Source organism: Streptomyces sp. Ag109_O5-1 (assembly GCF_003814875.1).
GTDB lineage: Bacteria > Actinomycetota > Actinomycetes > Streptomycetales > Streptomycetaceae > Streptomyces > Streptomyces sasae.
Genome location: NZ_RKQF01000001.1, coordinates 10,372,499 through 10,386,947, shown reverse-complemented (window position 1 = coordinate 10,386,947; position 14,449 = coordinate 10,372,499). Strand labels below are relative to the sequence as shown.

11 protein-coding genes and 1 riboswitch are annotated in these 14,449 nt (G+C 71.6%); of the genes, 5 read left to right on the top strand and 6 right to left on the bottom strand.

The features are described from left to right. Entirely contained in the window at positions 1–816 is an 816-nt protein-coding gene (locus EDD90_RS57980) for an MBL fold metallo-hydrolase (protein WP_260328537.1), read from the bottom strand. 150 nt (positions 817–966) lie between these two features. Continuing rightward, a riboswitch (SAM riboswitch) is annotated at positions 967–1,080 on the top strand. Positions 1,081–1,473: 393 nt separating this feature from the next. Here EDD90_RS57980 and EDD90_RS47275 point away from each other — a divergent pair. From EDD90_RS47275 to EDD90_RS47260, 4 genes are read left to right on the top strand one after another with little or no spacing between them, the layout of a single operon-like run. After that, positions 1,474–3,093 (top strand): ABC transporter substrate-binding protein, encoded by a 1,620-nt coding sequence (locus tag EDD90_RS47275; protein ID WP_123979193.1) that lies wholly within the window; start codon positions 1,474–1,476, stop codon positions 3,091–3,093. A 3-nt stretch (positions 3,094–3,096) separates the two neighbouring features. Then, the gene (locus EDD90_RS47270) at positions 3,097–4,056 is read left to right on the top strand and encodes an ABC transporter permease (RefSeq protein ID WP_123979192.1); all 960 of its coding nucleotides are present in this window, start codon (positions 3,097–3,099) and stop codon (positions 4,054–4,056) included. Beyond that, complete coding sequence (locus EDD90_RS47265; RefSeq protein WP_123979191.1) at positions 4,053–5,012, top strand: ABC transporter permease; 960 nt, start codon at positions 4,053–4,055, stop codon at positions 5,010–5,012. Before EDD90_RS47270 ends, EDD90_RS47265 begins: the two co-directional genes overlap by 4 nt. Further along, on the top strand, positions 5,009–6,757 hold the full coding sequence (locus tag EDD90_RS47260; protein ID WP_123979190.1) for an ABC transporter ATP-binding protein: 1,749 nt from the start codon (positions 5,009–5,011) through the stop codon (positions 6,755–6,757). The genes EDD90_RS47265 and EDD90_RS47260 overlap by 4 nt, the downstream gene beginning before the upstream one ends. A 21-nt stretch (positions 6,758–6,778) precedes the next feature. On the opposite strand, the gene EDD90_RS47255 is transcribed toward EDD90_RS47260, so the two are convergent. Then, the gene (locus EDD90_RS47255) at positions 6,779–8,449 is read right to left on the bottom strand and encodes a serine/threonine-protein kinase (RefSeq protein WP_123979189.1); all 1,671 of its coding nucleotides are present in this window, start codon (positions 8,447–8,449) and stop codon (positions 6,779–6,781) included. A 221-nt stretch (positions 8,450–8,670) separates the two neighbouring features. Between EDD90_RS47255 and EDD90_RS47250 the strand changes: the two genes are divergently transcribed. Next, positions 8,671–9,438 carry a hypothetical protein gene (locus tag EDD90_RS47250; protein ID WP_123979188.1) on the top strand — a complete coding sequence of 256 codons (768 nt, stop codon included), beginning with the start codon at positions 8,671–8,673 and terminating at the stop codon, positions 9,436–9,438. On the opposite strand, the gene EDD90_RS47245 is transcribed toward EDD90_RS47250, so the two are convergent. From EDD90_RS47245 to EDD90_RS47230, 4 genes are all read right to left on the bottom strand, one after another. Then, positions 9,362–10,666 (bottom strand): MFS transporter, encoded by a 1,305-nt coding sequence (locus EDD90_RS47245; protein WP_260328536.1) that lies wholly within the window; start codon positions 10,664–10,666, stop codon positions 9,362–9,364. The genes EDD90_RS47250 and EDD90_RS47245 overlap by 77 nt on opposite strands. A 606-nt stretch (positions 10,667–11,272) precedes the next feature. Next, positions 11,273–12,310 carry a 2,3-diaminopropionate biosynthesis protein SbnA gene (gene sbnA, locus EDD90_RS47240; protein ID WP_123979187.1) on the bottom strand — a complete coding sequence of 346 codons (1,038 nt, stop codon included), beginning with the start codon at positions 12,308–12,310 and terminating at the stop codon, positions 11,273–11,275. Between the two features lie 36 nt (positions 12,311–12,346). After that, entirely contained in the window at positions 12,347–13,417 is a 1,071-nt protein-coding gene (sbnB, locus tag EDD90_RS47235) for a 2,3-diaminopropionate biosynthesis protein SbnB (protein ID WP_123979186.1), read from the bottom strand. Continuing rightward, positions 13,414–14,418, bottom strand: a complete 1,005-nt coding sequence (locus EDD90_RS47230; protein ID WP_123979185.1) for a TauD/TfdA family dioxygenase — start codon at positions 14,416–14,418, stop codon at positions 13,414–13,416. The genes sbnB and EDD90_RS47230 overlap by 4 nt, the downstream gene beginning before the upstream one ends. Positions 14,419–14,449: the final 31 nt, after the last annotated feature.

Below are 14,449 nucleotides of genomic sequence, written 5' to 3'. Positions count from 1 at the left end.
TCAGGCGTTGCCACCCGGCCCGTATTCCTGGAAGTACGGCGTGGGGTCCACCGACTTGACGGCAGCTCGGACGCCGGCCTCCAGGTCCGCCATGTACTTCTGCAGCTCGGCGCCGGCCCGGACCCCGAGCCGGCCGAGATGGCCTGCGACCAGGGTGGTCCAGGGGTAGGACAGCGCCACGTCGTGCGCCTTGATCCAGGCGGGGATGTCCTGGGAGATGGCCAGGTTCTTGAAGGGGACCCAGCCGGGGAAGACCACGTCCACGAGCATCAGGGTCCGGTAGGCCGGGGCGTGGACATAGATGTTGTCCGGCGTGTGGTTCGGCCCGTGGTGCGCCAGCTCCAACTGCTCCCCGCCGACGGAGTGGGTGTACCGGCTGTCGAACGTCACCTTCGGCGCCGGCCGGTTGGGGTCGTCGGCACGCAGCAGCGGTTCGCGGTTGGCCCGGTGCCCGATGCGCACGACGTCGTCGCCGAACAGGACGGACGCGCCTATGTGGTCGGCGTGTGCGTGCGAGTGGACGAGGTGTGTCACCTTGCCCGGTCTCCCGTTGGCCCTGGTGACGTCCTCGATGGCGCGCAGGACGTTGGTCCCGATGGTCGGCGGGGCGTCGACGAGCACCACGCCGTGCCGGGTGCTGAGGAACATCGCCTGGTAGTAGGCGTCGGTCACCCAGTACAGGTTCCCCTCGATCCGGCCGACGTGGTAGCCGTCCGCGTTGAGTGCCGGACCCATCGACGCCGGGGGCACCGGCTCGAAGCCGGGCAGCCCGGCCGCGTCCGCCGCATCCGCGCCGCCGGCCGGCGCGCCGAGCACGCCGGCGACGGGAACCGCGGCGACGACCGACGAGGGCGAACCGGTCGGCGTGGCGGCCCACTCGGAAGGCGTCGAGCGTCCGGCTCGTCGAACTGGGCCCGCGGGGCGTGGCATTGACGTACGACAAAACCGCTCCGTACGATCGCGACCGGCATTGAGTGTCAGCGTCAAGCCCTGGCTCGCTGACCGGCAACCCTCCCGCGCGGTGGGGTGCTCCAGGTGAAAGCCCGGCGGGATCACCGATGATCCCCGCAAGCGCGTGGCCCCGGTGGCGGGGCCGGAGACGGGGAGGGACCGGTATGCGGCACAGCGGTGACGTGGCTGCCTCCTTCGCCGGCGCCATGCCGTTCTCCCGGCTCTCGCGCCGGCGCCACATCGACCTCAAGCGCTCGACGAGCTGTCTCTGTCGCGCGATCGCCTGTCGCTGACGAGCCCGCCTGCCGTCGGCTGACGACGACGGACCGACCGGCCACCGTGTCGGCCGACCCGGTTCGGCCGTTCCCTGCCGACCGGCCTTCGTCGACCGACCGCATCAGACACCACCCCCTCGAAGTCCCCTGGGCCCGCACGCCCATGCACGGCCGTGCACGGCCGTGCCGCGCGCCCCCGACGCCCGGCACCCTGTGCCTGGTGACACGAGTAGGAGAAAGCCCTCCCGTGACTGCACTTCCGGTTCTCAGACCATCCCGTTGGGCGCCGCTGGCCGCCCTGTTGACCACCAGTGTTCTATTGACCGCCTGCGGGTCGGGCGACGGCGGTTCCGGCGGCGGAAGCGGCCGGCCGAAGTCCGGCGGCACGCTGACCTTCGCGGTGGGCTCCGACGCCGGCTGCGTGGATCCGCAGCAGGTCGGCAGCAACGACACCATCTACTCGGTCCGCCAGACCGTGGACTCCCTCACCGACCAGGACCCCGCGACCGGCAGGATCGTGCCGTGGCTGGCCAAGAGCTGGGACATCAACTCCGACGCCACCCGGTTCACGTTCCACCTCCGCTCGGGCGTCACCTTCAGCGACGGATCCGCGCTGACCGCGCAGGTGGTGAAGGACAATTTCGACGCGGTACCGAAGCTCGGTGCCCTCGGCACCCTTGCCGAGGGCTACCTCAGCGGCGTCCAGAGCACCACCGTGGTCGACCCGCTCACCGTCAAGGTGACCTTCAAGCAGCCCAACACCCAGTTTCTGCAGGCGACTTCGACCCACACGCTGGGCATCGAGTCGTCCGCGAGCGTGCGGAAGACCCCGCAGCAGAAGTGCAGTGACGGGATCGTCGGGTCCGGGCCGTTCGTGCTGAAGCAGTATGTGCAGAACCAGTCGATCACCCTCGCCAAGCGGACCGGGTACGCCTGGGGATCCGCGCTGTGGTCCAAGAAGGGCGAGGCCTACCTGGACAAGCTGGTGTTCAAGGTGGTGCCGGAGGCGGGCGTGCGGGCCGGCAGCCTCCAGTCCGGGCAGGTGGACGCGATCAGCAGCGTCGGCAAGGCCAACGAGGTCGCGCTCAAGGGCGGTCAGGTCGCCCTCCAGCGCCGGGCCAACCCCGGTGTGGTGTTCGGCCTGGGGCTCAACAACGCACGGCCCCTGCTGAAGGACGCCAGGGTGCGGCAGGCGATCCAGGTCGCCGTCGACCGCAGCCAGATCGCCGACACCGTCTTCCCGACCGGCACCCGGCCGGCCACCAGCGTGCTGGCACACACCACTCCGGACTACAGCGACCTCTCCTCGGACCTGTCCACCGACACGGCCAAGGCGAAGTCCCTGCTGGACCAGGCCGGTTGGCAGGCGGGCGGTGACGGCATCCGCACCAAGGACGGCAAGAGGCTGAGCCTGACCATCACCTGGTTCCCCAACTCGGCCACCAACCAGCCCGCACTGGAACTGGTCCAGCAGCAACTGAAGGCCGTCGGGATCGACGTGGTGCTCAAGCAGCTCCAGGTGACCCAGTTCGCGACGACGCTCCAGTCCGGTGACTTCGACGTGGTGTGGGGGAACGTGACCCGTTCCGACCCGGACATCCTGCGCAGCTCGTTCTCCACCCGGCTGGGCAACTTCTACCACCTGCCCGCCAGTTCGCTGGACACGGCGCTGTCCGGGCAGGCCGCGGCCACCGACACCGCGAAGCGCGGGAAGCTGGTGGCCGAGGCGCAGCGACTGCTCGTGCAGAACGCGTACTACGTGCCGGTGGTGGAGCTGCAGACCCAGCTCGGCGTGTCGAAGAAGGTGCACGACCTCGCATTCGACTCGGGCAGCCGCGTCCAGCTGCACGACACCTGGATCGGCTAGCGCATGCGCCGCTATGTGATCAAGCGCCTGGCGCAGGCGGTCGGGGTGCTGTGGGCGGCCTACACGGTGTCGTTCCTGGTGCTCGACTTCCTGCCCGGTGACCCGGTCACCGCGATGGCCGGCGCCGGAATGGACTCGGGGCAGGTCGACCCGGCCCAACTCGCCGCGCTGCGGCACGAGTACGGCTTCGACAAGCCGGTGCTGGTGCAGTACGCCGAGTATCTCGGGCGGGCGGTGCGCGGCGACTTCGGTGACGCGGTCTCCAGCGGCCGCCCGGTCACCTCCGTCATCGGCGACGCGCTGCCGCAGACGCTCCAGCTGACGGGTGCCGCGCTGCTGCTCGCGGTGGTGCTCGGGGGCGGTCTCGCAATGGTGGCGACATACACCTCGCGGCGGTGGCTGCGGCAGTTGCTGCTGTCGCTGCCCCCGCTGGGGGTGTCGGTGCCCACGTTCTGGGTGGGGCTGCTGCTCGTCGAGACGTTCTCCTTCCGGCTGCACTGGTTCCCGGCGTTCGGCAACGACGGGCTGCGGGGCCTGGTGCTGCCGGCGCTGACCCTGGCCGTCCCGACCGGCGCGCAGGTGGCCCAGGTGCTGGCCAAGAGCCTGCTCACGGCACTGGACCAGGCCTATGTGGAGACCGCCCGGGCCAAGGGCGCCGGTCGTCGGCGGGTCCATCTGCGGCACGCGCTGCGCAACGCGTCGCTGCCCGCGCTGACCGTCGTCGGTCTGCTGGTCGGGCAGCTCATCGCCGGTTCGGTGGTCGTGGAGACGGTGTTCTCCCGCGACGGCCTCGGCCGGGTGACCGCGGCGGCCGTCACCGCTCAGGACATCCCGCTGGTCCAGGGGGTGGTGGTGTTCGGTGCGCTGATCTTCGTGGCGACGAACCTGATCGTCGACCTCGTCTATCCGCTGCTGGATCCGCGCATCGTGGTGGCCTCGGACCGGAGGGCGAGCTTCGCATGAGCCAGAGCCTTGTCGATGGCACAGACGACACAGACGAGACGGCTGACGCGGCCGACGCGGCGGAGACCGCCCTCGGCCTTGCCCGGCCGCCGGTGGCGGGACCCGCATCCGGACCGGGCCGCCGTGCCGACGTACGAAGGGTGCTGCGGTTCCTGGTGCGCCGCCCCGGGCTGCTGCTGTCGGTCGCGGTCGTGGTGCTGGTGGTGCTGGCGTCGTTCCGGCCGGACCTGTTCACCTCCCAGGACCCGTTGAAGGGCGTGCCGTCCCGGAACTTCCGCGGCCCGAGCGGCGGTCACTGGTTCGGCACCGACGAACTGGGCCGTGACGTGTTCTCCCGGGTGGTCCACGGCGCCCAACTCTCCCTGAAGGCCACGCTGATCGCGGTACTGGTGGCGTTCGTGGTGGGCGGACTGCTCGGTGTGGTCGCCGGGTTCGTGGGCCGCTGGGTGGACGACGTGCTGATGCGCTTCGTCGACGTCCTGCTGTCCATCCCCGCGCTGTTCCTGTCGCTGGCCCTGGTCACCGCGCTCGGGTACGGGACGGTGAAGGTGGCGGTCGCGGTCGGCATCGCCAGCGTCGCCTCCTTCGCCCGGGTGGCGCGCGCCGAGGTGCTGCGGGTGCGGCAGGCGGTGTTCGTGGAGGCGTCCCGCTCCTGCGGGGCCCGCTGGTACTCGGTACTGGGCCGGCATGTCCTGCCCAACGCGGCCGGCCCCGTAGTCGTCCTGGCCACCCTGGACTTCGGTTCCTCGATCCTGGCGGTGTCGGCGCTGAGCTTCCTCGGCTACGGAGCGCCGCCGCCCGCCCCGGAGTGGGGCACCTTGATCTCCGACGGCCGCAACTACCTGGCGAACGCCTGGTGGCTGACCGCGCTGCCCGGTCTGGCGATCGCCGCGACCGTACTGGCCACCAACCGGATCGCGCGGGCGCTGGACGGCGAATGGTCCCGGCAGCGATGAGCGACGCACACGAGAACGGTGAGGACGTGACCACACCACTGCTGGAAATCCGCGGTCTGTCCGTGTCGTACCGCACCCGGGCCGGCGCCGTACCGGCCGTGCGGGGCGTGGACCTGGACGTATGGCCCGGGCAGGTGACCGCCGTGGTCGGCGAGTCCGGCTCCGGCAAGAGCACCACCGCGCACGCCGTCACCCGGCTGCTGGCCGCGAACGGCACCATCGACGCGGGCACGGTCCGCTTCGGCCGGCACGATCTGGCCACCCTGTCGGAGGCCGAGCTGCGGACCGTGCGCGGCGCGCGGATCGGGCTTGTCCCCCAGGATCCGACGGTCTCGCTCAACCCGGTCAAGCGGATCGGCGAACAGGTCGCCGAGGTGCTGCGCATCCATGGTCTGGCGACCCGGCGTTCGGCGGCGGCCGAGGCGGTCGAGGTGCTGAACCGGGCCGGTCTGCCCGACGCGGCGGTACGGTCCCGGCAGTATCCGCACGAACTCTCCGGCGGCATGCGGCAGCGGGTACTGATCGCCGTCGCCATCGCCGCGGGACCCGAGCTGATCATCGCCGACGAGCCGACCAGCGCGCTCGACGTCACCGTGCAGCGCGTCATCCTCGACCATCTCCAGCACCTCGCCGAGGAGTCGGGCACCGCGATCCTGCTGGTCACCCATGATCTCGGGGTGGCCGCCGACCGCGCCCGGCGCCTGGTGGTCATGTCCCAGGGCAGGGTCGTGGAGGCGGGCGAGACCCGGACCGTGCTGGCCGACCCGCGGCACGAGTACACCCGGCGCCTGCTGGCCGCCGCACCGAGCCTGACCACGGCCCGCCCCCGCACCCCGGTGCCCGCCACGCCCTCCACGCTCGCATCACCCGCGAAGCCCGCAAAGCCCGCGTCGCCCGCAGCGCCCGCGAAGCCCGCAGCGCCCGCGGACGCGACTCCCCTGGTCGAAGCCCGCAACCTGGTCAAGGAGTTCAGGCTGCCCCGCGCCGGCGGCGAGTCCCGGACCCTGCGCGCGGTGGACGACGTCAGCCTCACCCTCCACCGCGGCCGGACCCTCGCCCTGGTCGGCGAGTCGGGCTCGGGCAAGTCCACCACCGCCCGCCTGGTGCTAAGGCTGACCGACGCCACCTCCGGACAGGTCCGGTTCGACGGCGCCGACGTCACCACCGCCAAGGGCGCCCGGGCCCGGGCGCTGCGCCGCCGCGCCCAGTTGGTCTACCAGAACCCGTACGCCTCCCTGGATCCGCGCTTCTCCATCGGCGACGTCATCACCGAGCCGCTGCGTGCCTTCAGGGTCGGCGACCGCGCCTCCCGCCTCGCCCGGGCCCGCGAACTCCTGGACCGGGTGGCTCTGTCCGCCACGACCCTGGAGCGTCGCCCGGCCGAGCTGTCGGGCGGACAGCGCCAGCGGGTGGCCATCGCGCGTGCCCTCGCCCTCTCCCCCGACCTGGTGGTGTGCGACGAGCCGGTCTCCGCGCTCGATGTCTCCGTCCAGGCCCAGGTCCTCGATCTGCTGGCCGAGTTGCAGGCCGACACCGGCGTGGCCTATCTGTTCATCTCCCACGACCTGGCCGTCGTACGCCAGATCGCGCACCAGGTGGCGGTGATGCGCGCCGGGCGCGTGGTCGAGACGGGCCCGCCCGAGGATCTGTTCACCGAGCCGCGCCACGAGTACACCCGCGAGTTGCTCGCGGCGATCCCCGGCGGCCGTGCCCCTTCCTTCACGGCCGAGACCACCGCGAGCTGAGGACCGACGTGCTCCGAGCTGTCAGCGCGTCGGCAGCTCGGACGCGGTGAACCGTTCGAAACCCGCGTGGAAGGCCGTGCCCTGTGGGTCGGTCGCGCTGTAGTGGAAGGCGGCGACACCACAGCCCCGGGCGTCGAAGGCGGCTCCGGTGTACGAGGCGACCTTGTTGCCGTCGACGGCGAGTTCCACCTCGATCCGGCCCTCACCGGCCGGGGAACAGGTCATCGACATGTCGACCTGTTGCCGGCTCTCCACCTGTAGGCCCAGGTCCGCGAGGTCGACCTCGACGACCCGGTCGTGCTGGAAGGTCCCCTTGTACCGGAACTCGCGCACGATCAGCGCCTCCTGGCCCGTCGTCAGATAGGTTGCCCAGCGGGAACCCTTCCAGTAGTCCCCCGAGCCGTTGCACCACAGCCCGACCCCGCCCTCGCCCCCGTACCACTCCGTCCGGGTGCTCAGTTGTACGGCGAACGAGGACGGCTCGAAGGGCGCCTGCGGCCACACCTCCAGCTCGGTCCTGGGATCCACCAGCATGGTCCCGCCCTTGTGCGTGATCTTCGCCAGGGCCGGGTCCTTGTGGAGCCAGTCGCCGGAGTCGGTCAAGTCATCGGTGTACGAGAGGGGTTGGGAGTCCGCGGGGGGCGCGGGCGAGGACACGGAAGCCGAGCCAAGGGTCCTCTGGCCTCCACCGGCCGCCGATCCCCCCGGGGTGGTGGTGAGCACGACGGCGAGCAGTACCGCCACCGCGGCGCTGCCGACCGCGAACCCCCACAACCGCAGCTGCCTGGCGCTCGTGGCGAAGCCGGGGCCGGCACCACCGCTCCCGCGTTCGGACGGTAACGGCAACGGTTGCGGCGGTGACTGCGGCTGCGCTTGCGGAGCATCCGGCTCCGTCTGCGCGCCCTCCGTGGTCTCCGCAAGCCGGGCGACGAGCTGAGCGGCAGTGGGACGTTCGGCCGGGTCCTTGCGCAGACAGTCGGCGATGACCGAACGGACCGGCTCCGGCACCGCCGTGAGATCCGCGTCGCGCGTGCACACGGCGACGAGCACTTCGTAGTCGCTCTCCCCCTCGAAGGGGTGCCGGCCCGTGGCGGCGAAGTACAGCGTGCCGCCGAGCGAGAACACGTCGGAGGCGGCGGTGACATGGAGCGACTGGACCTGCTCGGGCGACATGTAGGCGGGCGAGCCGAGCACACTGCCCGGTGTGGTGAGCGCCGACTCCAGCAACCGGTCGTCGCGGGCGATACCGAAGTCGATGATCCGCGGTCCGTCCGGGGAGAGCAGGATGTTGGACGGTTTGATGTCGCGGTGCACCACACTCACGCGGTGCACCTGTGCCAACGCGTGCGCGACGGTCAGCGCCATGGACTGGAGCCGCCCGGCGGGCAACGGGCCGTTGGCGGCCACGTGCTGGTGGATCGTGGGACCCGGGATGAACTCGCTGACGATGTACGGGCGTCTGCCGGCCAGGTCGGCGTCGAGAACCCGTGCCGTGGCCAGTTCTCCGACCCGGCTCGCCGCGCCGAACTCCCGGCGCACCCGGGCGAGCGCGACCTCGTCGTACTCCTTGCCCGGCAGCAGGAACTTCACCACGACCTGCTGCCCCGCCCGGTCCCGGGCGAGCCACACCACGCCCTGCCCGCCCCGGCCGAGCTCGCGCTCGCAGACGTAACCGTCCACCGACAACCGCATCCGCGGATCCACGCCCCGCCCCCAGTTTGCCCCGGTTCATGGCTGCCTTTCAGGGTATCGGCTTCCCCGCGCCGCGACAGGCCTCTCGGCCGGGTATCCCGCACCGCACCCGTACCGTCGGGGGACCTCAACGCACGCTCCGCTGAGTACGCCTACTCATGCCCGTCCGCCCCTGGCCGGGGACGATGGGCTGAGTCGGCGTACGGACAGGAGACGGGGGCATGGGGAGATTTCTGGGGGCGGTGGCAGCCGTCGTGGCCGCGGCCGCGGCACTGGTCTTCGCATATGTGGCGGGGGCACCGCCCGCTGTGGTGTTCGGCGTCGGGGCGGGGGTGCTGAGCCTGCTGTGGCTGCTGCTCCTGCTCACGCTGCCCTGGAACCTGTACTTCCGTGCGCACGCCGTGCTCGCCGAGATCGCGGTGAGCCGTGAGAAGGGCATGCAGGTCTCCGCCGCCCGGGATGCCGAGGCCGCGCGTATCGCCCGCACGATGCTCCGGGCGGCGGTCGCGGGTCACGTCCTCACGACGGCGGTCGTCCTCGCGGTCACCTGGGCGACGGGCGAGTTCACGGGTTACTGGTTCGCCGCGTTCTTCCTGCTGAGCACCTTCTTCCGCCCGGCCGGCGCGTACTTCGGCCAGCTCCGACGGCGCCTGGGAACCCTCCTGAAGGACGTCACGTATCCGCGGGACGATGTCGTCGAGCTGCATGCCCGGCTGAACCGCGCCGAGACCGGGACACGGGTCCTGGAGGAGAAGGCGGAGGAACAGTACCGGGCCCTCGCCGAACTGCGCCGTGCGGTGGACGCGCTGGCCATGAGCACATACGAACGGGCCGAGGGGGCGGACCGCAGGATCGCCGCGCTGGGCAGGGAGTTCGAGTCCACGGTGAACCGTCTCACCGACAACCAGGAGATCATCGCGGGCGTGAAGGCGTTCCTGCGTCTGCTGCACTCCGCCGACGCGGCCGGCGGCGCCCCGGCCTCCGGGTGACCGGTGTCCCGCCGGCCGGCTGCGGTGTGCGCGGCAGGCGTAGGCCGGCGAGGCTCTGGAGTGTCAGCGCGGCGGCGGCCGCGGCGGCGACGGCGAACCCGCCGCGCGGCCCGAGCGAGTCGACCGCCCAGCCGGAGAGCGCCGCGGCGACGGCCGAGCCCGCCGCGCTCGCGGAGCCGAGCCAGGAGAACGCCTGGGTCAGGACGGACTGGTGGACGACTGACTCGGTGAGTACGGAGAAGAGCGCCAGCAGGGGCGGGACCGTGGCCCCGGTCAGTACGACGACCACTCCGAGGCCGACCGGTGAGTCGACCGTGAGCAGCAGCAGGGTGCCGAGCAGCAGCGCACCGGTCGCCGCCGGCAGGTGCACCGGCGGTGCGGCCCGCCATCGGCGCAGCCCGTACAGCCAACCGGCCAGCAGTCCGCTGCAGTTGGAGACGGCGAAGACCGGGGCCGCGGCGCCCGGTGCGCCGTGCGCCATCACGAAGGCGGTCACGGACACCTGCATGGCGCCGAAGAAGACCCCGATGGCGAGATTGAGGCCCATGAGCAGGCCCATCGGTACGAGGGATTCGCCGCGGAACAGGGACGGCTTCTCATGGATGTGCGCGGCTCCGTCGGCCGCCGGGGCGGGCGCGCTGCCGCGCTGTGCCGCGAGGACCAGACCGCCGGTCACCGATACGGAGGCGGCCAGCACGGTGCCGGTCAGGGCGTGTCCGGCCGCGGCGAGTGCGCTGACCGACGCCGGGCCGACCAGGTAGCCCACCGCGTTGCTGACGGACTCCAGTGCGAAGGCGGTGGGCAGTTCCGCCGCTCGGCCGGGGCGCAGCAGCGCCGCCCAGCGGGCCGCGGACATGGCGCCGAGTTGGGGCGCCCCGGCCCCGGCCAGCGCACCGCCCGCGACCAGGAGGGCGTCGCAGGCGCCCGCGGTGACCAGGGACACCAGGACGGCCACCGCGACGGCGTGGCCGAGCAGTGCGGGCGGCAGCACACGGGTCTGCCCGAACCGGTCGACGAGCCGGGCCAGTTGTGGTGCCGCGAGCGCCTCGGACACCGCGAACGCGCCGCCGACCAGGCCGGCCGTGGCGAAGGTGCCGGTGCGGCTGTGCACGAGCCAGACGATGCCGAGGCCGGTCATCGCGACGCCGACGCGTCCGAACGATGCCGGCAGGAAGAAGGCCGCGGCGCCCGGGGTGCGCAGCAGGGAACGGTAGTTCGCCGAGGGCACGGCGAGTCCTTTTCGCTGCCCGGCGGGACGGCCCCGCCTGGGTCGTCGGTGCCCGGAAGTACCGACCCGTGGTCGCCGCCTGGAACCGTCCAGTGGTGGCGCGGAGAGGGGACACGCGCCCCGCGCCGACTCCGTCACCGGGCAGAGGTTCTGATGTGCTGTCGATGGCTGTGAATCGCGGACATTCTCGCCGCCGGGGCCGTTGCTGTCCACCAGCCGTTCGGACGTGCGGCGGCTCGACCGCGTCCGGCCGCCGGAACGCGCCCGCCAACCGGGCCAGGCGCACGGCCGTCCCGCATGGCGCCGGGCCGGTGGTGAGCCAGGTCCGCCAACGCGGCCTTCGTGCGGAGATTCTCGTAGGCGACGCGTGCGCAGCAGGTCCAGGGCCATACCGCCGTCGCGAACTGCCTGTCCGCCACCACGACCCTGTGGCTGCCCGTCTACGCGGCCGGGACGGCAGTGCTGGGGGGCTGGGTGCGTGGTCCGTCGGACGGGGCCGGATGAGGAAGGGGCCGCTTAGCGCCCCGCTCGGATACGGGTGGCCCGCCCCTCGGGTGCCGCCGTGCGGGCGGTTCCGAGGGGCTCTCCTGCGGGGTGGCCGTGGGGTCAGGGGCTGCGTCTGCGGACCGGTGCGCGTGACGAGGCCGGCTTGGCCTCCCGGGGCAGGGGCTTCGGCCGTACGCTCTCCTCGGTGTCGAGCACCTGGTCGCCGTACAGGTCCTGCAGCCAGTTGGTCTGGTAGATGGTGTCGAGGTAGCGCTCGCCGAGGTCCGGTGCGATGGCCACCGCGGTGATGTTGCGGGTGCCGTGCCGGGACAGCCAGTCCGTCGCGCCGCTGACCACCGTGCCAGTGGAGCCGCCGAACAGGAAGCCGTGTCTGGCCAGTCGGTGACACATCCGGATGGTGTCCGTCTCCTCCACCCGTATCACCTCGTCCACGAAGGACTCGTCGAGCAGGGGCGGGCGCATGCTCATCCCGAGCCCGGGGATCATCCGGCGGCCCGGCTCGCCGCCGAACGCCACCGAGCCGACGGCGTCCACGGCGACGATCCGCACCGGCCGATGGTACTCGCGGAAGTAGCGTGCGCACCCCATCAGGGTCCCGGTGGTGCCAGCCCCGACGAACAGGACGTCGAGGTCGGGGAAGCGCCGGGTGATCTCGGGGGCGGTCGTACGGTAGTGGGCCAGCCAGTTGCCGGCGTTGGTGTACTGGCTGAGCCAGACGTACCGGTCGTCGGAGGCGCACAGGTTGCGGACGTACTCGATGCGGGTGCCGAGGAACCCGCCGTTGGAGTCCTGGTCGGCCACGATGTGCACCTCGCTGCCGAGTGCCTCCATCAGGAGTCTGGTCGACAGGTTGCACCGGGAGTCCGTCACGCAAAGAAACCGGTAACCCTTGCTCGCGGCGATCATACTGAGCGCGACGCCCAGGTTTCCGGACGAGGACTCGACCAGGACGGAATCCGCGGTCAGGATTCCGTCCCGCTCGGCGCTCTCCACCATCTCGTTCGCGGCCTTCAACTTGATGGAGCCGGCGAAGTTGAAGGCCTCGCACTTGAGATAGAGCGGGTATCCGCAGATCGACGCGAGATCGACGAAGAGGTCGCCCTCGTTGAAGGCGTGGGGAGCGGATATGACGGGCACGGCGGGCCTCCTGGTGCCGGGCCGAGGACGACGGTCTCAGCCGTACCGGCGCAGTTCGTGGAAGAAGTCATCGATGAGACGCAGGTCTCCAGCCCGGGACACCTCGTCGTAGACGTACTTGCCGACGGCGAGGTCCAGGACGCCGAGCCCGAAGGGCGAGAAGATCACCGGGCGGTCGGCGGGCGGCGCGGCCCGTCCGGCCATGACGTCGCCGAGCGTTCCGTTCAGGAAGTCCCGGTTGCCGGTGAGCTGTTCGACCAGATGCGGTGACGTGTCGGCCTTCAGGCAGTGCTCGACGTCGTCGACGAAGTTGGCCGAGCCCAGCAGGACCTCGGGGGCGAGGTCGCGCAGGGACACGTGCAGGACCAGCGGGTTGTGGGTGAACAACGCCGGGTCGGTGACGTGCGGTTGGCCGGCGATGGTGGCGAAGACCACGAGGTCGCTGGCGCGGATGAGGTCCTCGGCACTGTCGTGGACGGTGATCCGGGCGGTGGTGCCGGTCTGCCGCAGGTAGCCCTGGTAGCCGGCGGCGCTGTCGGCGGACAGGTCGTGCACGCCGATCTCGTCGAAGTCCCAGCCGGTGCCGGCCAGGAAGGTGTGGATGTAGCGGGCGATCAGGCCGGTGCCGAAGAACCCGACCCGGGTGGGGCGGGACCGGCCGCGGCTGAGCCAGTCGGCGGCGAGTGCCGCGGACGCGGCCGTCCTGGTGGCGCTGATGATCGAGCTCTCCAGGCAGGCGAACGGGTAGCCCGTCTCCCGGTCGTTGAGGATGAGCACCGCGGAGGCCCGCGGCAGCCCTGCACTCACGTTCCCCGGAAAGCTGGAGACCCACTTCAGGCCGTCCACCTGCACCTGCCCGCCGAGGGAGGCCGGCAGCGCGATGATCCGCGAGGTGGGGCGGTCGGTGAAGCGCAGGAAGTACGACGGCGGGTTGACCGAGTCTCCGGCGTCGTGCACCCGGTAGACGGTCTCGACCAGCTCCTTGAGCTGTTTCTCGCGCCCGCTCAGCGCGCGCTGCACCTGCTCTCCGGTGATCACCGCGAAGGAAGGTGCGGAGCCCCGCCCGGGCGTGGCCGACCGGGCGGCCGACGGCAGTACATCGGTCATCGCTCGCTCGCCTCCGTCGCCGGGCAGTCGTCGGCCGGCCGCAGCGGCTCGCCCATGCCGACCAGCACCTGCCGCTCTCCGGTGAACACCTCTCTGCTGTGCGCGGTGCGGATGTTGTCCACCAGCAGCAGGTCACCGGCCTGCCAGGGCTCGCGCCGGGCGTGTGCCTCGTAGGTGGAGTTGATCAGCTGGACGATGTCCTCGCCGATCGGGGTGCCGTCGCCGTGGCGGGTGTTGAACGGCAGTCCGTCCGCGCCGTAGACGTCCACGAGGTATTCGCGCACCTCGGGGGCGAGCGTCCACTCGTTGAGGAAGGCGATCTGGTTGAACCAGCAGCGGCGGCCCGTGACCGGGTGCCGGACGACGGCGCTGCGGCGCTGTTCGGTGCGCAGCGAACCGTCGGGCTGCCAGGTGAAGTCGATGGCGTTGGCCCGGCAGTAGCGCTCGATCCCGGCGCGGTCGGCGGTGCCGAACGACTCCGTCAGGCTCGCCCCGATCTCGTCGTTGTAGGTGCGGGTCAGGATCCAGCCGTCCCGCTCGAACCGTTCGGTGAGCCCGCCGGGCAGCGCCTGCAGCACCTCTTCGGCGTCGGCGACCGCCGTGGCCCCGCCCTGTCCGGGTGCGGTCAGGCAGGCGAACAGCATCAGGCCGGGCACTTCGAGCCGGTAGCTCAGCTCGTGGTGCATGCACATCGGCTGGTTGGCCGGCCAGGGTGTGGAGGCGTAGAGCCCGGGGCCGTGGGCCTCGCGGGGGGCGAAGGCCTCCAGCTCGGGCATGAGTTCACCGGCCAGCCGGGCGAGGACGGCACCGGCCTGGCCGGTGTCCCGCAGCCCCAGGCCGCGGACGACCAGGGCCCCGTGCTCCGTGACGTGCGCGCGTAGCGCCTCACGGTGTTCGGCGGCCCATCGTGGGGCGTCGTCGGGTGGATCGACGCGCAGCAGGGCCGGCTTGTCCGGCCGCAGCTCCACGTCGAGCGGTGATGCCAGGGATGAGAACGGCATCTCGGGTTCCTTTCGGTCGACCGTCCGGTGT